Annotated in this window: 15 protein-coding genes; 8 read left to right on the forward strand and 7 right to left on the reverse strand. The window is 72.5% G+C overall.

All coding sequences use genetic code 11. The annotated features are described in order from the left end of the window. Window positions 1–367: 367 nt before the first annotated feature. Complete coding sequence (locus tag ACZ573_RS08660; RefSeq protein WP_471300975.1) at window positions 368–1312, forward strand: LamG domain-containing protein; 945 nt, start codon at window positions 368–370, stop codon at window positions 1310–1312. Window positions 1313–1495: 183 nt separating this feature from the next. Here the strand turns inward: ACZ573_RS08660 and ACZ573_RS08665 are convergent, their stop codons facing one another. Together ACZ573_RS08665 and ACZ573_RS08670 are read right to left on the reverse strand one after the other, a co-directional pair. Beyond that, window positions 1496–1987, reverse strand: coding sequence for a hypothetical protein (locus tag ACZ573_RS08665; protein WP_471300977.1), 492 nt, complete (start codon window positions 1985–1987; stop codon window positions 1496–1498). Window positions 1988–2006: 19 nt separating this feature from the next. Beyond that, entirely contained in the window at window positions 2007–2405 is a 399-nt protein-coding gene (locus tag ACZ573_RS08670) for a hypothetical protein (RefSeq protein ID WP_471300980.1), read from the reverse strand. Between the two features lie 185 nt (window positions 2406–2590). Here ACZ573_RS08670 and ACZ573_RS08675 point away from each other — a divergent pair, with 185 nt between their 5' ends. Beyond that, window positions 2591–3616: a winged helix-turn-helix domain-containing protein gene (locus ACZ573_RS08675; RefSeq protein ID WP_471300983.1), complete on the forward strand. Its 1026-nt coding sequence runs from the start codon at window positions 2591–2593 to the stop codon at window positions 3614–3616. A gap of 87 nt (window positions 3617–3703) precedes the next feature. Continuing rightward, the gene (locus tag ACZ573_RS08680; RefSeq protein ID WP_471300985.1) at window positions 3704–4462 is read left to right on the forward strand and encodes a DUF4839 domain-containing protein; all 759 of its coding nucleotides are present in this window, start codon (window positions 3704–3706) and stop codon (window positions 4460–4462) included. Window positions 4463–4591: 129 nt separating this feature from the next. Here the strand turns inward: ACZ573_RS08680 and ACZ573_RS08685 are convergent, their stop codons facing one another. Continuing rightward, window positions 4592–5539: an AEC family transporter gene (locus ACZ573_RS08685; protein WP_471300987.1), complete on the reverse strand. Its 948-nt coding sequence runs from the start codon at window positions 5537–5539 to the stop codon at window positions 4592–4594. Window positions 5540–5637: 98 nt separating this feature from the next. Here ACZ573_RS08685 and ACZ573_RS08690 point away from each other — a divergent pair, with 98 nt between their 5' ends. Together ACZ573_RS08690 and ACZ573_RS08695 are read left to right on the forward strand one after the other, a co-directional pair. Continuing rightward, window positions 5638–6996, forward strand: a complete 1359-nt coding sequence (locus tag ACZ573_RS08690; protein WP_471300990.1) for a sensor histidine kinase — start codon at window positions 5638–5640, stop codon at window positions 6994–6996. Beyond that, window positions 6993–7673 (forward strand): response regulator, encoded by a 681-nt coding sequence (locus tag ACZ573_RS08695; RefSeq protein ID WP_030384870.1) that lies wholly within the window; start codon window positions 6993–6995, stop codon window positions 7671–7673. Before ACZ573_RS08690 ends, ACZ573_RS08695 begins: the two co-directional genes overlap by 4 nt. A 55-nt stretch (window positions 7674–7728) precedes the next feature. Here ACZ573_RS08695 and ACZ573_RS08700 read toward each other — a convergent pair whose 3' ends face one another. After that, window positions 7729–8895, reverse strand: a complete 1167-nt coding sequence (locus ACZ573_RS08700; protein WP_471300991.1) for a calcium-binding protein — start codon at window positions 8893–8895, stop codon at window positions 7729–7731. A 285-nt stretch (window positions 8896–9180) separates the two neighbouring features. Here ACZ573_RS08700 and ACZ573_RS08705 point away from each other — a divergent pair, with 285 nt between their 5' ends. Both ACZ573_RS08705 and ACZ573_RS08710 read left to right on the forward strand, forming a co-directional pair. Continuing rightward, the gene (locus tag ACZ573_RS08705; RefSeq protein WP_471300993.1) at window positions 9181–10242 is read left to right on the forward strand and encodes an alpha/beta hydrolase; all 1062 of its coding nucleotides are present in this window, start codon (window positions 9181–9183) and stop codon (window positions 10240–10242) included. Continuing rightward, window positions 10239–11468 carry an acyltransferase family protein gene (locus ACZ573_RS08710; RefSeq protein ID WP_471300996.1) on the forward strand — a complete coding sequence of 410 codons (1230 nt, stop codon included), beginning with the start codon at window positions 10239–10241 and terminating at the stop codon, window positions 11466–11468. The genes ACZ573_RS08705 and ACZ573_RS08710 overlap by 4 nt, the downstream gene beginning before the upstream one ends. A gap of 252 nt (window positions 11469–11720) precedes the next feature. On the opposite strand, the gene ACZ573_RS08715 is transcribed toward ACZ573_RS08710, so the two are convergent. Continuing rightward, a complete protein-coding gene (locus ACZ573_RS08715; RefSeq protein WP_030717969.1) occupies window positions 11721–12143 on the reverse strand; it encodes a DUF350 domain-containing protein in 423 nt (140 codons plus the stop codon). Window positions 12144–12238: 95 nt separating this feature from the next. On the opposite strand from ACZ573_RS08715, the gene ACZ573_RS08720 reads away from it, so the two are divergent. Then, entirely contained in the window at window positions 12239–14053 is a 1815-nt protein-coding gene (locus tag ACZ573_RS08720) for a GNAT family N-acetyltransferase (protein ID WP_471300999.1), read from the forward strand. Window positions 14054–14192: 139 nt separating this feature from the next. Here ACZ573_RS08720 and ACZ573_RS08725 read toward each other — a convergent pair whose 3' ends face one another. Together ACZ573_RS08725 and ACZ573_RS08730 are read right to left on the reverse strand one after the other, a co-directional pair. Continuing rightward, window positions 14193–14702, reverse strand: coding sequence for an allene oxide cyclase barrel-like domain-containing protein (locus tag ACZ573_RS08725; protein WP_471301001.1), 510 nt, complete (start codon window positions 14700–14702; stop codon window positions 14193–14195). A 183-nt stretch (window positions 14703–14885) separates the two neighbouring features. After that, window positions 14886–17006 (reverse strand): AMP-binding protein, encoded by a 2121-nt coding sequence (locus ACZ573_RS08730; RefSeq protein ID WP_471301003.1) that lies wholly within the window; start codon window positions 17004–17006, stop codon window positions 14886–14888. Window positions 17007–17065: the final 59 nt, after the last annotated feature.

The following is a 17065-nucleotide window of genomic DNA, read 5'->3' on the forward strand; positions in this document are numbered from 1 at the left end:
GTCAGGCTCCGCCGGGTGCGCCGGTCAGCGGTCGATGGAATTGATGATTGCGCGCACCTTGCGCACCATTTGGGTGCAGGGTACGTAGACCGCGGCACAGCAGAGCGAACGCTAGTACACCGGACCGATTCGAATGCGGACCGATGTCTGCATTTGGAGTGATCTGCTCAGGTGTTGTAATCGGATCGAAATGCCAATTGGACGTACCGATCAGTAGGCGAGACGAAGGGCCTCCAGATAGTCGTAGGCCGCCTGCGAGACACCCTCCGAGCCGGCGCTAAGATGCCCCCCTCGTGTGATCAGTCGTTTGATCCTCATTTACAAAAGGGCGTGTCCAGGTACCGCCTCTACGCCCCAAGGAGCCCGTGTGAGCCAGTCCCGCCGCACCTCTCGTCACCGCGTGTGGACCGTGCTCACGCTGCCCGCCCTGCTGTGCGTACTCGCCGCGTGTTCCGGTGGCCCCGCGTCCGGCGGGGCTGCCGATGCCGCGGCCCCCGGCGCCTCGCCGACCCCGTTCGGACCGCCGGGAACCCTGTTCGACAGCTTCCAGTACAGCGGCCCCGACGACCCCTCGCTCACCGCCAACGGCTGGGAGGTCCGTAACGGCGCGGGCAGCCCGGGGATCAAGGACACCTGGTCCAGTGCCGGCGCCGGCTTCCCCTCCGACCCGACCGCCCAAGGAGGCAGGGTCCTGCAACTGCAGTCCTCCACCGACGGCACCAGGCAGGGCACCAAGCAGGTCGAGGTGCAGAGCACAGGCACAGCCCTCTTCACGGGGACCTACGCGGCTCGGGTCCATCTCAGCGGCAGGCCCACGACCGGTCGCGACGGCGACCACGTCGTCCAGACCTTCTTTCCGATCTCCTCCTCGGAATCCTCGGAGAACTACAGCGAACTCGACCACGAATATCTGCCCAACGGCGGCTGGGGTTCGGTGGGTTCGCAACTCGACAACGTCAGCTGGTACAAGGCCGATCCGCCGGACCGGGTCAGCCACACGTCCAAGCAGCACCTCGAGGGTTGGCACATCATGATGATCACCGCGGTGAACGGAAAGGTCACCTATTCCCTGGACGGCAAAGACCTTTTCACCAGCTCCGGCAAGTACGTCCCGCGCGAGAAGATGGACATCCATTTCAGCAACTGGTTCATCGACCTTCCCTTCACCGGTGGTCCGCGCACATGGGACATGAAGGTCAACTGGTTCTACTACAAGGCCGGTGAGGCTGTCTCCCACGCGGAGGTCCAGAAAACGGTGGACGGCTTCTACAGTTCCGGCACCGGCTACGTCAACACCGTGCCGAAGTCATGACTGCGGCGCGGGGCCTGGCGTTTGCGTTCGGCCACCTGCCGGTCCGCAACGGGCCAAGCCCCACTGGCCGATCATGCCGGGGCGAGCGCCTTCCTTGATCTTCATGGCCCGTCCCGCCGCCCTCGCCGCTGCCGTACGGCGGCAGTGCGCTTCTGCGCTGCTCGACGTCGAGCGGATCCGGTGCTACTGGTTGTTCAGAACGGTGAACTCGGCTGTCGTGCCGGCCGCGTCGTAGTAACTGAACGTGATCCGGCTTCCCTGTCCGCCTTTTGCGTTGGGGGATGTGCTGTCCTCGTAGAAGTCCTTGTTGCACACGACCGTTGACTGGCGGTAGTACTCGCCGTAGCAGACGCCCTCGCGGTAGTCCACCCAGCGGTCGCTGCGGTCCTTGAGCTGGTTGGTCCAGTAGACACGCGGGCTTCCGTCGACGGTGTTACCGGCGTATACGAAGAACCGGTCGCCGTACCGTTGGAAGCACCCCCACCCGCTGTCGGGGCCGACGCCCATGCGGATGATGTCCGGACAGCCTTCCTGCGTGGTCAGCTTGCCCCAGTCCTGTTCGAAGCCGGCGGCCTGGGCGGAGGTGGCCAACGCGATGGGAGTCACCAGCGCGACGGCCGCCGTGAGAAGGGCGCGTTTGGCCCGGTGGCGACGGGGTCCGTGCTTGCCGTTCATGGATGAGCCTCGTTTCGTGTCAGGCGGCCCAGCGGCCGGTGGACGACGCCTCGGAGCGGAAGGAGAAGGCGAACAGGGCGCCGTCCCGTACGTTCGTCGCGATCGTGTTCCACTGGCCCCCGTAGGCGAGCGTGTAGTTCGGCTGGCACTCCAGCCGTCCCTGGGTCTCGAAGCAGACCTTGATGTATCGGTTCGTGTGGGGCCTGATGTTGATGTCGGTGCAGGCGCTCGAGGCGGAGAAGAGGCGGCCGGCCGGGAGGTCCGTGTCTCCGGCGGGCTTGGAGTAGCTGGTCGAGGAGTCGAAGCACGATGCTGCCGACTCGGGCGTCCGAGCCTGGGCAGTCGGCGCGGCCACGAGCGCGCCCCCGACGAGCGCGGCTGTGAACAGGGTGTGGGCAAAGCGTCGGCCGATCTGCATGGTTCGTCCCTCCGGGTTCAGGCAACGAGCGGCGGGGTGCCCCCGGCTGGGCGCCGCTGCTGCCGCTGCTGCCGCTGCTGAGCAGGATTCGCCCGGGCCGGAGGAGGAGTCGACTCGTTTCGGTCTGTCCCGAAACGAGGGTGGTGGGGAGCATCGTCTGCAGGGGCGGGGGCGAGGAGGCGGGCGTGCTGCGGTTTCACTTCGCTGCAGAGGATCTGGCGCTGGTAAGGGTCACTGTTCTGGGTCCGTTCGCGGAGACACAGCTGAGCTTGTGGAACCTGCAGCGGCGTGACGGCAAGGCGCTGTTCGGTGGCTGGCGTACGCGCACGGGCCCGTTGGTCACCAGCGATGGGCCGGACACGGCTCGGTTCCTCAGCCGACCTGCCGGGGGGCTGGTGGATCTGTTCACTCTGGTGGGCGCGGCAGGCTCCATGGACGAGGGAGTGGAGCGGCTGAGCAGGACGCCGGAGCGTCGGCTGCGCGCGGAGTTCGCCGTGCTTCCGTGCACGGACAGGTGGCGGGCGCCGTGGCTGACCGAGGCGATGAATGCCGACCCGCGGGCCGTGCGAAGGCTGGTCGCCTCGCTGCAGGACTGCCACCGCGTCGCGGTGGCCCCGTACTGGGGGCGAATCCACCAGCACCTGGTCGGGGAAGTGGCTCGGCGGGGGCGGCTCATGGTGGAGGGCGGGGTGGGGGCATTGCTCGACAGCCTGCGCCCGATCGCCGTGTGGAAGTCGCCCGTGCTGGAGATCCCGGGCTACCGGCCGCTGGTCCACCCCCCGGAGGCCGACTTCCACCTGGCGGGTCGTCCGCTCGTTCTGGCCCCCTCGGTGTTCTGCGGCCCCGTTCCGCAGTTGTTCGCCGGCCCCCAGTCAGACACGGTCGTCATGGTGTATCCGGCGCTGAACGACCCGTTGGAGGCGGCCGGTCTGTGGGCTCCCCCCACCGATGCACGCCAGGTCGATTCTCCGGTACCACCGGCTCTGTCCGCGCTCCTCGGCCGCACCAGGGCGGTCGTGTTGTGCGTGATAGCCGACCATCCGGCGTGCACCACTACGCAGCTCGCCCAGAGGGCGGGCATTTCACCGGCCAGCGCGAGCGAGCACGCCACCACGCTGCGCGGCGCCGGGCTGACCGCCCTCGCCCGGGAGCGAAAGGCTGCCCTTCACACGCTGACCCATCTCGGTTCCACTCTGCTGAACTCCAACTGACATCGGTGAGGCCGAGTTCCTCGCGGAGTCCCCTATGCTCGCGGGGCATCTGATACGGAGAGTCCATCGAGGGGGACACGGAGCCGCATGGCTGACGAGATCGAGTACGAGTACAAGACGGTGAAGACAGTTCGCGGCACCGACGGCTTGGTGATCTCGAAGTTGCAGAAGGACGGCTGGGAGCTCGTGGAACAGGCTCACAGCACGCTGCGCTCCACCCTCGACTTCCGTCGGCCCAAGAAGCCTCAGCCGTGGCTCCTGATCGGCGCGGTGGCCGCCGCCCTCGTGATCCTGGCCATCGTCATCGGTACCGCCGCTGCACTCGGCGACGGAGGCGAGAAGAAGGACCGGTCGGACAAGTCGCCGGCCATTGCGAGCGACAAGCCTTCCGCTACGTCGAGTGCGACTGCGACTGCGACTGCGACTGCGACTGCGACTGCGACCGGGTCGGCTGCCACTGAGGTGATCACGCCTCAGAACAACCCGGAGTTCGCGGCGCTGCTGCTGAAGCCGGACTCGTGCGACAACGCGAACCTGGACTTCGCGACCAGGCACAAGGGCCGGACGGTCGCGTTCGACGGGTCGATCGTGAGCATGGCACCCCACGGTGACTACGACACCCGCTACGACTTCCTCCTGGGCCCGGGCGACAAGGGGCCGAAGACGGGGGTCGGCCCGGCCTTCAAGTACGAGGACGTCAACATCTTCGGCCTGAAACTGACCGGCAAGAAGATCCCGGCCACCGTCGGCGCGGGCGATACGTTCCACTTCGTCGCCGAGGTGGGCGAATTCAACGCGGCCCAGTGCGTCTTCTTCCTCGACCCCGTCTCGACGGAAGCCCGGTAGCCAGGAGGGGCAGGCCGCCTCAGCACGGTTCGAGCGCGGCAGGGCCTGCGGGGAGCTCGCGGCCGTCCCCCGCTTGCAGGCTGCGTCGGACCCCGTCGGGGAGCCGGTTCCACCCTGAGGCGGCGGCTTTCATACGGCCACCGTCTGCAGCCACAGGGGCAGCAGCAGGAGCGACACGAGCGAACTCTTGATCACGATCGAGGCGGAGAGGTCGACGCCGACGTCGTAGCGCTGGGCGAAGATGAACAGGTTCTGCGGGGTCGGCATCGCCGCGATCAGGACGAGGTACGCGAGCCACTCGCCCCGCACACCGAAGAGCAGCCCGCACACCGCCCAGGTCAGCAGCGGGAACGCCAGGCACTTGAAGCCTATGAGGGCGAGTTCCTCGCGCGTGGTGCCCCGCAGGTGGAGGCCGAGGCCGCCCAGGTGGAGGCCGAGGGCGAACAGGGCCACCGGGGAGGCGCTGTCCCCGACGAACGCGGCGCCGTCCAGGACGACGGCGGGGACCCGTACCGAGAGCAGGTTGAGCAGGATCCCCGCATTGCAGGCGAGGACCAGCGGTGTCGCGAGCGAGGCGCCGACGGCGCGGGAGAGGCGGCGGCCCGGACCGCCGGCCGCCGGGCCCGCGCGGCCCAGTTCCATGAGGGCGATGACGACCAGGGACAGGACGCAGACCTGGAAGAGCAGGATCGGGAAGATCGGCGCCGCCGTCCCGAACACGGTGATGAAGACGGGGACGGCGAAGTAGGCGGTGTTGACCTGGACTCCCGCCATCACGCGCAGCGCCACGTCACGGGGCTCGCGCAGGCCGTGGGCGACCGCCGCCACGGTCACCGCCACCACGGCGAGGGTCGCGGCCGCGGCATAGCCGCCGATGGCCCGCCAGTTGAAGAGGGCTCCGAGGTCGCTGGCGTAGATGTTGCCGAAGAGGTAGCAGGGGACGGCGAAGAGGAAGGCGTAGTCGGAGAAGACCTTCGAGGCCTCGGCCGGAACGATCTTCCGGCGGGCGAGCAGCACCCCTCCGCCGAACGCCATCAGCACCGGTACCAGTTTCTCCAACGCCGCCGCGCCACCCATGCCCGCATCCCCCATGATCGACAGGAAGCAGCCTAGCCCCACCCGTCTCCGAGCCTTCCGAGCCCTCCCGGCCCTGCGGAGCATAGGCTGGTCCGATCATGAGCGACGAACCCCGCACTCCGCCGCGCAGCCGCACCCGCGGACGCATTCGTACCTCCTCGGCGGCCGGTGCCCGGGTGCCCGGCGCGCTGACGCGGCTCGCCGTGGTGCTGCGCACGCCCGCCGGGGCGGCGCAGCCCTTGTTCGGGCAGGCGCCCAGGCGGTGGCAGCGGGCGCTGCCGTTCGTCGTCGTCGGCATCTTCGTCGTCACCCTGCTGCCGGTGACGATCGCGGTGCTGTCCAACGACTACGGGGCGGGCCGCGGCTGGGCGGGCGCGCTGGGGGTGGCGCAGACCGTGCCGCTGCTCCTCGCGCTGACCCGGCCGCTGCAGGCCTGGGTCGTCGTCCTGACCGCCGACATCGTCGCCGCGGTGCTGCTGATCGGCGCCGACAAGGTGGCCGGGCATTCCTGGCCGTGGCCGCCGATGACCATCGTCGGCTACCTGGTGCTGATGGCCTGCCTGGGGCTGCGCGAGCCCGTCCGGATCCTGGTCGGGGTGTGGCTGGTGACCGGCGTCGTCGGTACGGTGCTGGGCTTCTCCGAGCCAGCGGGCGTGATGAACACCAACGCCCTGCTCTTCGTGCTCAGCGGCGTCATGCTGGTCCTGACGGGCGCGCTGCGTGGGCTCGGCGACGCGCAGCAGCGGGTCGCCGAGCAGGAGAGCATCAGCGAGGCGGAGCGGTCGCGGCGGACCCTGCTGGAGGAACGGGCCCGGATCGCGCGTGAGTTGCACGATGTGGTGGCCCACCACATGTCGGTGATCACCGTGCAGGCCGATTCGGCGCCGTACCGGGTTCCGGGCATGTCGGAGCCCGTACGGGAGGAGTTCGCGGCGATCGCGGCGAGCGCGCGGGAGTCGCTGGGCGAGATGCGGCGGCTGTTGACCGTACTGCGCGGCGACGGCGCGGGCGGGGCGGACGGCGCCGACCGTGAGCGGGCCCCGCAGCCGGGGATCGACCGGCTCCAGCAGCTGGTGGAGGCGACCGTACGGGCCGGGCAGCCGGTGGAGCTGTCGCTGGCGGCCGGGGCGGCCGGGGCGGCGCCGCCGGCGGTGGACCTGTCGGCGTACCGGATCGTGCAGGAGGCCCTGGCCAATGTGGTGCGGCACGCGCCCGGCGCCCCCACCCGGGTCTCGGTGACCGTGGACGAGGACGAGGTCCTCGTGCTCGTGGTCAACGGTCCGGCGCGGGACGCCGTGGTGGAGCTGGAGAGTTCGGGCACGGGGCACGGTCTGGTGGGGATGCGCGAGCGCGTACGGTTGACCGGCGGCACGCTCGACACGGGCCCGCTGCCCGACGGCGGCTTCCGGGTCGCCGCCCGGCTGCCCCTGAACGATCCGACCGAGGACTCGATGTGACCATCCGCGTGATCATCGTCGACGACCAGGCCATGGTGCGGGCCGGGTTCGCCGCCCTGCTGTCGGCGCAGGCCGACATCGACGTGGTGGGCGAGGCCCCCGACGGGCGGCAGGGGGTACAGGTGTCGCGCTCCACGCACCCCGATGTGGTGCTGATGGACGTGCGGATGCCGGAGATGGACGGGCTCACGGCCGCCCGGGAGATCCTCGATCCCCCGCCCGGGGTGGTGCACCGGCCGAAGGTGCTGATGCTGACCACCTTCGACATCGACGACTACGTGTACGAGGCGCTGCGCGCGGGAGCCTCCGGGTTCCTGCTCAAGGACGCCCCGCCGGCCGATCTGATCGCGGCGGTCCGGGTGGTCGCCTCGGGCGAGGCGCTGCTGGCGCCCTCGGTGACCCGACGGCTGATCGCGGACTTCGTCCAGCAGCGCCCGGCGCCGCGCAAGGACCCCGCGCTGCGGCTGAAGGGGCTCACCCCGCGCGAGACCGAGGTGTTGGAGCTCATCGCGCGCGGGCTGTCGAACCAGGAGATCGCGGGGCACCTGGTGCTGGCGGAGCAGACGGTGAAGACGCACATCGGCCGGGTGCTGGCCAAGCTGGACCTGCGGGACCGGGCTCAGGCCGTGATCTTCGCGTACGAGGCGGGGCTGGTGCGGCCGGGCGACTCCGGCTGAGTTCGCCGGTCCCCGGGCGCACCGGTCACCACCTCGGGCACCGCCAGGACACGCCCTAGGGCAGGGCGGCCAGGGATTCGCAGGCAGTGGCGAAGTCGGTTCCGCCTTCGCCGTCGCAGGCGTCGGGGCCGTCCGGGCCGGCCGGGCCCCCGGTGAGGAAGTCGCCGGCGGGGCCCGCCTCGAGGGTGTCGACGCCCTCGCCGCCGTCGAGGAAGTCGGCGCCTCCCGCCGTTCCCGCGCTCGCCGTGCCGGTGAGGTCGACGTTGTCGCCGAAGACGCGGTCGTTCCCGGCGCCACCGCTGATGGTGTCGTCGCCGGCGGCGGTGCGGCGCGCGTCGGCCGGGCCGCTGTCGCCGACGAGGAACTCGTCGGCGGCGCCGCCGATGATCCGGTCGTTCCCGGCGCCGGTCGCGCGGCCGCCCGCCGGGTTGGTGACGGTGTGGTCGCCGATCGCCGAGATCCCGCCGTCGGCGCCCAGGTCCAGCAGGTCGTCGCCGCCGCTGCCGATGGCGTTCCGCGCGGCCTCGCTGTCCCCGGTCATGGTCTCGGCCCCGGGCCCTCCGAGCAGTACGTCGCTCCCGGCGCCCGTGGCGTTGCCGGCGAAAGCCCCGGAGTCACCGAGCAGGGCGTCGTCGCCGGGGCCGCCGTCGATCCGGTCGGCTCCGCCGCCCACCGCGCTCAGTCCTCTGCTGTCCCCCGTCATCCGGTCGTTGCCGGGGCCGCCGGTCAGCTGATCGTCGCCGCCGCCCGTGGCGTTGCCTCCGGGGGCGTAGCTGTCGCCGGTGAACTGGTCGTCCCCGTCGCCTCCGAGGAGGCGGTCGTTGCCGCCGCCCGAGGCGTTGCCGGTCGGGCTGAAGCTGTCGCCGCGCAGCTGGTCGGCACCGGCGGAGCCGTCGACGGTGTCGTTGCCGAGTCCGCCGATCAGGATGTCGTCGCCCGCGAGCCCGCAGATCAGGTCGTTGCCGCCCTGGCCGTGGATCGTGTCGGGTCCCGGAGTACCGACGATGACGTCGTCGCCCGGGGTTCCGTCGGTGGTGGCGCCGGGGGTGGCGACGACGAGGGTGGCGGGGACGCCGAAGCAGGTCACCGCCCGTGCGCTGACGTCCCCGGTACCGAGGAGGACGACGGATCCGGCGGCCAGGGCGCAGGCAAGGCCGGCGGCGGCCACCCGGCGCGGGCGCTGTCCCGGCCCGGCCGCACGCTGATGTTCCGGGTGGGGCATCGTCGGTACTCCCTTTGCCGCAATTAGTCGGACTATCGCCATAACTAGTCGGGGCATGGGCCTCGGTGACGCCGACACACGGGCGGGCTCGGGCAGACGGCTGACACGGATCGCACCCATGGAGCAACGCCGGGGCGCGCGGGCGGACCTGTCAGGGGCCGGCTGAGGGCGCCGTCTCCTCCACCCCCTACCGGGGTATGACATCCGACTTGGCTCCACGGTCGGACGTGGGCGCGGATACCCCCTACCTACCTTCCACCTCGTCACGAGGAGAGGAGAAGGGGCATGCGCCGCTTCGGAAGGACGATGGTCGCGGCTGCGCTGGCGGTGGCCCTCGTCGGGGGGACCGCCGGGTGGGCCTCGGGCGACAGCCAGGCAGCGGTCACCGGACCGCCGCCGGGCACCGCCGCCTGGCGGGCCGACACGGCGTCCGGCCGGCCGCTGCCCGATCCGGCGACCGCCGCGCCGCGCGAGGTGGCCGCCTTCTTCGCCAGGCTGGACGACGCGGCCCGCCGGGAGCTGCTGCGGTCCCACCCGCTGGTGGTGGGCAACCTGGAGGGGGCGCCGCTCCCCCTGCGGTACGAGGCCAACCGGATCGCCGTGGCCGCCACGGGTGAGGCACGCTACGCCTCCCTCGCCGCGCCGGACCGGCAGATCCTGGCCTTCGACCCGCGCGGCCGGGGTCAGGTGGCCGAGGTGTTCGGGGACCTGGCGCGTGCGGAGCACGTCTCGGTGATCGTGCCGGGTTCGGACAACGACGCAGCCACCTACGACGTCCCGCGCAAGGCCTACACGGCCCCGGCCGGGATGGCGCGCGCCCTGCGCGAAGCGACCGGAACAGGGACCGGGTCCGGCGGGCCCGCCGCCGTCGTCGCGTGGATCGGTTACACCACCCCGGTCGGCGTCGGCCTGGACGCTGCCGACGGCCGCCTCGCCCGGGCCGGAGCCGCCCGGCTGGCCCGTTTCACGGCGGGACTCGACGCGGTCGGCGCGCCCGACCCGGTGCTGTTCTGCCACAGCTACGGCTCGGTGGTGTGCGGGCTCGCGGCCCGGCACACCGACGCCGCCGACCTCGTGGCCTTCGGCACCCCCGGAATGCGCGCCGACACCGCGGCCGCCCTGCACACCGGGGCCCGCGTCTGGGCGGCGCGGGGCCCCTCCGACTGGATCGCCGACGTCCCGAACGTCGAGTTCGCCGGGATCGGCCACGGCGCCGACCCCACCTCCGCGGCCTTCGGCGCCCGCCGGGTACCGGCGGCCGACGTACAGGGCCACACCGGCTACTTCATGCCCGGCACCCAGTCCCTGGCGGCCTTCGCCGCCATCGCGAAGGGAGAGGCCCGATGAGCGCCTCCGCCACCCTGGCCCCGCTGCGCAAGGCCGCCGCGCGGATCGACGGCCGGACCCCCGCCCACCGCGACCGGGCGATCGACGGGCTGCGCGCCCTGGCGCTGCTGGCCGTACCCACCGGCCACTGGCTGCTCGGCGGCTTCACCCTCGCCTCCGACGGCGGCCTGCACAACGCCAGCCCGCTGTCCGCGTTCGGCGGCCTGGCCCCGGCGAGCTGGGTGCTCCAGATGCTGGGCATCTTCTTCCTCGTCGGCGGGTACGCCTCGGCGCTCTCCTTCGGGCGCCGCACCGGGTCGACGGGCGCCTGGCTGAAGGGCCGCGTCGTCCGGCTGGGGCGGCCGGTGCTCGGGGTGACCGCGGTGTGGGCGCTGGCCGCGCCCCTGCTGTACGCGGCCGGGGTGCCGGAGGCGTCGCTGCGGACCGGGGCGACGCTGGTGGTCCAACCGCTGTGGTTCGTCGGGGTGTACGTGGTGGTCACCGCGCTGACCCCGTACTGCGTGGGGGCGGCGCGGCGCCTCGGCGGCTGGGCGGCCGCCCCGCTGCTGGGTTCCGTCGCCGTGGTGGACTTCCTGCGCTACGGGCCGCTCGCCGACTCCGTACCGTCGTGGCTCGCCGTGGTGAACATCCTGCCGGGCTGGCTGTTCGCGTACCAGCTGGGCGTCTCCTGGGGCGAGCGGCGGATCGGGCGGCGCGGGGGCTGGCTGCTGCTGGCGGGTGGGACGCTGCTGTTCGCCGCGCTGCTGACGGTCTTCCACTATCCGGCGTCGATGGTGGGCGTACCGGGTGCGGCGCGCACCAACTCGCACCCTCCGTCGCTGCTGGTGCCGGCCCTGGCCTCGGCGCAGTCGGGCGCGGCGATCCTGCTGCGCGACCGGCTGGCGAAGCTGCTGGCGCGGCCCGCCCTGTGGGCCCCGGTGGTCGTGATCAACCTGTCGGCGATGACGATCCTGTGCTGGCACCAGACGGCGATGCTGGCCGCGGCCGTGCCCGGCTCGTTCGTGGGTGAACTGGCCGGGCTCACGACGGCGCCGGACAGCCTCGGCTGGATCGGGGCGCGGCTGGCGTGGATGCCGGTGTTCGCGGCGCTGCTGGTCGCTCTCGCCCGCTACGCGCGGCGGTTCGAGGCCCCGCCGCGCGAGGGGCGCCGGGCGGGTGCGCTGCGCCGGACCGTGGCCGGGCTGCTGGCGGCGGGGTTCGCGGTGTTCGCCTTGGGCCTGGCCTGAGCGGGATCCGGGGTCCCGGATCCCGCTAGGTCCTGTCGTCAAAGTGGCGTCGGTAGGGCCCGCGGCGTCCGGTGCCGTGCATCGCAAGGCGGAGGGGCGCCCGTGTACTGGACGTTCTCGGGCGCTCCGACAACGCAGCGAGGTGCGGTGCCGGGCGTCGCGGGCCCGACGGGACTTTGACGACAGGACCTAGCGGCGAGAGCGCCGCTCCCTCCGGGGAGCGGCGCTCTCGTCACGTACGGGCGCTCCGCGTCAGGCGATCGAGGCGGCGACGATCGCGGCCACGGCGAGGTTGCAGGCGGCCGAGACCCAGACCGCCGGGTGGGGCTCCGGGTCCACGACGATGGCGCCGAGCTTGCCGGGGGTCACCAGGTCGAGCACGAGGAAGGCCACCGCCATCAGGATCAGGCCGAGCACGCCGAAGGCCGCGGTGGACAGCAGGCCCTTGCCGAAGTCCGCGTACGTCGTCCAGATCGAGGTGAAGACGATGCCGCCGATGCCGAGGAGCGCGGAGCTGAGGAAGAGGGCCGCGTTGCGGTTGCGCTCCTCCCAGATCTGCTTGGGAAGCTTCCCGGGCGTCAGCACGTCCACGAGGACGATGCCGAGGATCAGCAGCACCAGGCCGAGGGCGCCGTAGGCGCTGGTGCGGCCAAGTCCGTTGATGATGTCGCTCATTGAGAAGCCTGTCTCCGCGTGGGTGGGAAAGTATGTGCCGTGGGGAGGCCGAATCTATCGCACGGCCTTGACCCGGACCATGGGGAGGTCAGCAGTTGGTAAAGGTCAGGGCAGCGCGGCCGGCCGAGGCGGAGGACCTGACCGGGCTGGTGATGCGGTCCAAGGCGCACTGGGGGTACGACGCCGCCTTCCTGGCCGCGTGCGCGCCGGAACTGCGGATCCGGGCCGCCGACGTGACGGCCCGCCGTATCGTCGTGGCCGAAAACGGGCGGGGAGAGGTGCTCGGGGTCGCCTCGCTGGAGGGGACTCCCCCGCTGGCGGCGCTCGGACTGCTCTTCGTGGAGCCGTCCGCCATCGGCCAGGGTGTGGGCCGGCTGCTGTACCGGGACGCGCTGAGGCGGGCCGTGGACCTGGGGGTGCGCCGGCTGGTGATCGACTCCGACCCGCACGCGGCCGGGTTCTACCGGGCGATGGGCGCGGTGGCGGCGGTGGCCGCGCTCGCGGCGGCCGCACCGGACGCGGAGGCCGACGCTCCGTCCCTGGTCCGGTTCGAGGCGGCTCCCGTCCCGCTCGCCGGCTGGGCGCGGGCCTGGACCGGTGGCGGGCGGGCCGTGCACCTGGGCAACGTCGGCGAGTTCAACGCGCAGTTCGCCGACGCCACCCTGGACCCGGAGCAGCGGCCCGCACACCACTACGCGTGCCTCGCCGCCTTCTACAGCCCCTACCCGGCCGCGCTGGTGCTCCCGCGGCCGGTGCCCCGGGGCTGGACCGAGCTGGTGTGCCGGCAACTGGGCTGGACCGGGGTCGAGGTGTACGACGGCCTGCTGGACGCGGATCCCGGCCTCGCCGATGCCGTACGGGCCCGGCCGGCGCTGGCCGCGCTGCTCACCGGGGCCGGGCTGCCCCTCGTACCGTGGGGGCGCACCCGGCCGTTCGCGCGGCTGTCGGGCCGGCCCTGGCGGCCCGGGGACCTGCGCTACGAATCGAAGTCCGCGGCGCACGCCCTCTTCGGGCGGATCCTGGCGGAAGGCCGGCATCCCGGGATCGTGCTTCCCCGCCAGTGGCGGGCCGACGGCCGGTGGGCGGCGGCCCGGATGCTGGCGGCCAGGACCAGGGCGGGCGAGAGCACCGTTCTGAAATCGGAGCACGGTGTCGGGGGTTCGGGTACCACGGTGGTCACCCCCGAGCGGGTCCGCGCCGCGGGCGGGCCGCGGGCCGTGCTGCGGCGGCTGCCGCGCGGGCCGCTGCTGGTGGAGGAGTACGTCGGCGGCGGTCCGGCGTCCGGCGCCGGCGAGGGGCCGCGGGATCTGACGTACGACGGCTTCGTCGACGACGCGGGCCACGCGCACGAGGTGGGCGGGGCGGTGATGGACGTGGCGGACGGCTGCTACCGGGGTGCCACGGTGGGTCCCGGGGTGGTGCCCGCGTGGGCGGCGAAGTCCCTCACCGCCTTCGGCACGGCGGTGGGCCGGGAGCTGGCGGAATCCGGTTACCGGGGCTGGTTCGACGTGGACTTCGTCGCCGACGGGGCGGGGCGGCTCGCGCCGACCGAGACGAACCTGCGGCTGACCGGGCCGTCCATCGCCTTCATGGTGGCGGCCCGGCTCGACGCGCTGCGGGGCGCGGGGCACCTCGTACGTATCGCCGACCGGGTCGCGCTGGGCGCGCGGCTGCCCGAGGCCCAGCTGGACGAGTTGTGCGCGGCGCTGGCCCGGGGCTGCGCGGAGCTCGGGGCGGTGTTCGTCCCCGCGATCCCGACCGGGGCCTTCGAACCGGCGCCCTGGCTGGGTGTGCTGGTGGCCGCGCGCAGCAGGGAGGTGCTGGACGCGGCCGAGTCGCTGGTGCGGGCCGAGGCCCTGGCGGTCGGAGCGATGTTCGGCCCGCCGCGGTCCTCCGGCCGCAGATCGTGATCTTCATGCCCCGGCGCTTGCCGCTGGTCGTGGATGGGCCGGGATCGAGCGCGGTGGCGTTGTCGCCGGTCGGACCGATCGAGCCGGTGGGGCAGTGCCGTGGACGGCCGGCCTGCTCACCGGGCGGGGGCAGGGCCGGTCAGTGCTTCAGGTGGATCGTGAAGCGCCTCGTGCCCGTGCCGATCGTGTCGGCGTGGACGAAGCCGCGAGCCCGGTCGAATTCCCCGGTACCGCCGGTGATTCCGTTGTCGAACGAGGGGGGCGGCCCCGGGACCAGATTGCCGAAGACCATCCCCTGCACGGAAAGCTGGCCGCCCGGGAGGGTGTACGTCACGACGCACTGCTCCGCTCCGCCGTTGTCGACCCGGGTGGTGGTGCAGGTGCCGCCGGTCTCGCCGACCTGGTTGCCGGCCCCGTCGAAGAGGTTCGAGCGGAAGACGGTCCGGTCGCCCTGGGCGGCGGCGCCGCCGGGGTTGACGGGGAAGCGCGTCTGCTCCACGAGCCGGCCGATCAGGGTGATGACCCGCTCCTTGCCCTTGTCGTGGGCGGAATCGGTGTCCGTCGCGGCGGCGGCCGCGACGGGGGTCCAGGCGAGAAGGGTGACCAGCGCAGTGGCCGTACCGAGACAGACCGCTCTGATGGGGCGCATCGTGTGGCTCCTGAGGTTGATGCTCATGGATGGTCAGATGACGAAACCGTCATCCGATTTCATTCATAACCTCGGCTTTGTCACCGCCCCGAACGTCCCGGCGCGACCCACCGGCAGATCTGACCGATCGGACCAAACCGTGCCCGCCCCCTCACGATCTACGGCCGGAGCCCAGAGCTCCGGTCAGCGGTCCGGCCAGTCGTCGACGGGGTCGTGGAAGTCGAAGGGGTCGGCCGGTTTGCTGACGACATAGGCCGCGACGAGGACGCCCGCGATCATCAGCGGGATGTTGAAGGCGTAGACGAGGGCGGCCTGGCGCGGCCAGTCCTGTTTGGCGGCCAGCCGGTAGAGGTTGTCCTGCGGCCACCAGGACAACAGCAGGTAGGACACGGCCAGATGGGCGGCCACGGTGAGGGAAGGGCTGCGGCGTTGGCGCAGCATCCGGGCGCGACCGCCGAACAGGAACACCACCCCGACGCCGAAGGCGGCACACTCGAACAGGTACAGCAGGGAGAAGAGGAACGCCCAGGGCTGCGGCACCCCGGTGAGGTCGGTCGATCCGGGCCAGAGGAAGTTCGTCAGGATCATGGCGACGAAGCCCAGTCCGACTCCCCCGCAGCCGGCCGCGCAGCCCGCCGGGGTCTCGCTCGTGCCCGTGGCGGCCCCGTACTTGCCGGACTTGGCTCCGGCAGCCTTCGCCGCCGCGGGCAGGATGGGCAGCGGCAGGGCGTCCCGGTCCTCCTGGCCCGCCGTGGTGCGGGGCAGGGCGCGCAGCCGGATGACGGTGCGCGGGGACTCCTCGCGGAGCACCTTGCCCGCCAGGTGGTCGCGCAGCTCCTCGATGTCCGGCAGCGGGACCCTGGCGGCCCCGGTCCGTCCGCCGGGCGGTGGGGCCACGTACGCGACGAGCCGCCGCGGGCCGCGCGGTCCGTCGACCCCCTTCAGGATGACCGCGCCGATGCCCTCGTGGCTGCGGATGGCGGATTCGACGGGGTACGGGTCGAGCCAGCGGCCGCCCGGCAGGGTGATCCGGTCCCGGAGCCGGCCGCCGTACTCCAGCAGCCCGTCCTCGCGGAGGAGGCCGAGGTCGCCGGTCGGTATCGGGTCGGAGCCGTCCGGCGGGACGAGGCGGATCTGCCCGCCGTGCACCTCGGCCCGGAAGCCGGGGAACGCGGTGCCGAGCAGGGAGATCTGTTCCGGGTCGTCCAACGGGCGGGGCAGCTGCGGCAGTTCGAACCAGGTGCCGATACCGGCGCATTCGGCGGAGCCGTAGACGTTGAGCACGCGCGCACCGGGGCGCAGCCGGACCTGCAGGGTCGCCTGCTCGTCGAGGTAGAGCCGGCCGCCCGTGACGGCGAGCAGCCGCAGGGACCGGCAGGCAGGGTCGGCCCCGAGATGGGCTGCCGGGGTGAGGCTCCCCTGTTCGGCGTCCTCGATCAGCAGTCGGGCGGCGCCGGCCGGATCGGTGTGCAGCACGGTGACGCGGTCGGTCTCGACGGTCGCGCGGATGTCCTCGGGCTTCCAGGCGGAACGCGGGGACAGGACGAGGGCGCCGCCCGAGCACAGGGCCCGGGTCCAGCCCGCGGCGAAGGCGGTGATGTCCGGACCGCCCGTGAACAGGTGCCGGTCCTGCGCGGTCGGCCGGGCCACCTCGGCCCAGCCCTCGTGGGCGGCGAGGAGCATCCCGTGGCTCACGGGGACCGCGCGCGGCTCGGCCGCCCCGGCGAACAGGACCGCGGCGGTGCGGCCGGGCGGCGGGGTGACGGCCCCGGGAAGCCGGTCCGCGGGCGCATCAGCGGGCGGCTCAGCGGGCGCGTCCGGGGGCGGATCCGCGGGCCGGTCCGCCGGCTGTTCGGTGCGCGGCCCGCCGATCACCGCGGCGTCCACGTCGATCCGGATCACCCGATGGCCGCCGCCGTTGTCGAGGGCGGCGTGCTGGGCGGCATCGGTGAGCAGGACGAGGGGCTCGGCCGCGGCCAGTTGCCGGCGCCCGGAGCGCGGGCTCTCCACGTCGATGACGGTGTAGGACCCGCCGGCCTTGAGGACGGCGAGGAGGGCGACGACCAGTTGGGTCTGGCGGGCGGTGCCCACGGCGACGAGTGCGCCGGGCGGCAGCGGGCCGGAGGCGAGCAGACGGTGCGCCAGCCGGTCGGCGCGCGCGTCCAGTTCCCCGTAGGTGAGATCCTCCGGGCCGGCGATGAGGGCACGGGCCCCGGGAGTGTCCCGGGCCCACCGCTCGAAGCGGTGCAGGACGGTGTCGGTGGTTCGTTTGCCGAAGCGTACGGACTCGGATCCCTGCGTCATGGACCGATGATGCCACCGGGCACCGACAACGGACGGTGGTCGGCAAAATCGCTCGTGCG

The sequence above is a fragment of the Streptomyces sp. NPDC040545 genome (assembly GCF_055595065.1).

Bases quoted from the DNA above. Each gene is read 5' to 3' on its own strand.
- ACZ573_RS08700 (WP_471300991.1), bottom strand. From the start codon at position 8,895: ATGCCCCACCCGGAACATCAGCGTGCGGCCGGGCCGGGACAGCGCCCG.
- ACZ573_RS08705 (WP_471300993.1), top strand. From the start codon at position 9,181: ATGCGCCGCTTCGGAAGGACGATGGTCGCGGCTGCGCTGGCGGTGGCC.
- ACZ573_RS08725 (WP_471301001.1), bottom strand. From the start codon at position 14,702: ATGCGCCCCATCAGAGCGGTCTGTCTCGGTACGGCCACTGCGCTGGTC.
- ACZ573_RS08665 (WP_471300977.1), bottom strand. From the start codon at position 1,987: ATGAACGGCAAGCACGGACCCCGTCGCCACCGGGCCAAACGCGCCCTT.
- ACZ573_RS08710 (WP_471300996.1), top strand. From the start codon at position 10,239: ATGAGCGCCTCCGCCACCCTGGCCCCGCTGCGCAAGGCCGCCGCGCGG.
- ACZ573_RS08670 (WP_471300980.1), bottom strand. From the start codon at position 2,405: ATGCAGATCGGCCGACGCTTTGCCCACACCCTGTTCACAGCCGCGCTC.
- ACZ573_RS08715 (WP_030717969.1), bottom strand. From the start codon at position 12,143: ATGAGCGACATCATCAACGGACTTGGCCGCACCAGCGCCTACGGCGCC.
- ACZ573_RS08690 (WP_471300990.1), top strand. From the start codon at position 5,638: ATGAGCGACGAACCCCGCACTCCGCCGCGCAGCCGCACCCGCGGACGC.
- ACZ573_RS08730 (WP_471301003.1), bottom strand. From the start codon at position 17,006: ATGACGCAGGGATCCGAGTCCGTACGCTTCGGCAAACGAACCACCGAC.
- ACZ573_RS08685 (WP_471300987.1), bottom strand. From the start codon at position 5,539: ATGGGTGGCGCGGCGGCGTTGGAGAAACTGGTACCGGTGCTGATGGCG.
- ACZ573_RS08680 (WP_471300985.1), top strand. From the start codon at position 3,704: ATGGCTGACGAGATCGAGTACGAGTACAAGACGGTGAAGACAGTTCGC.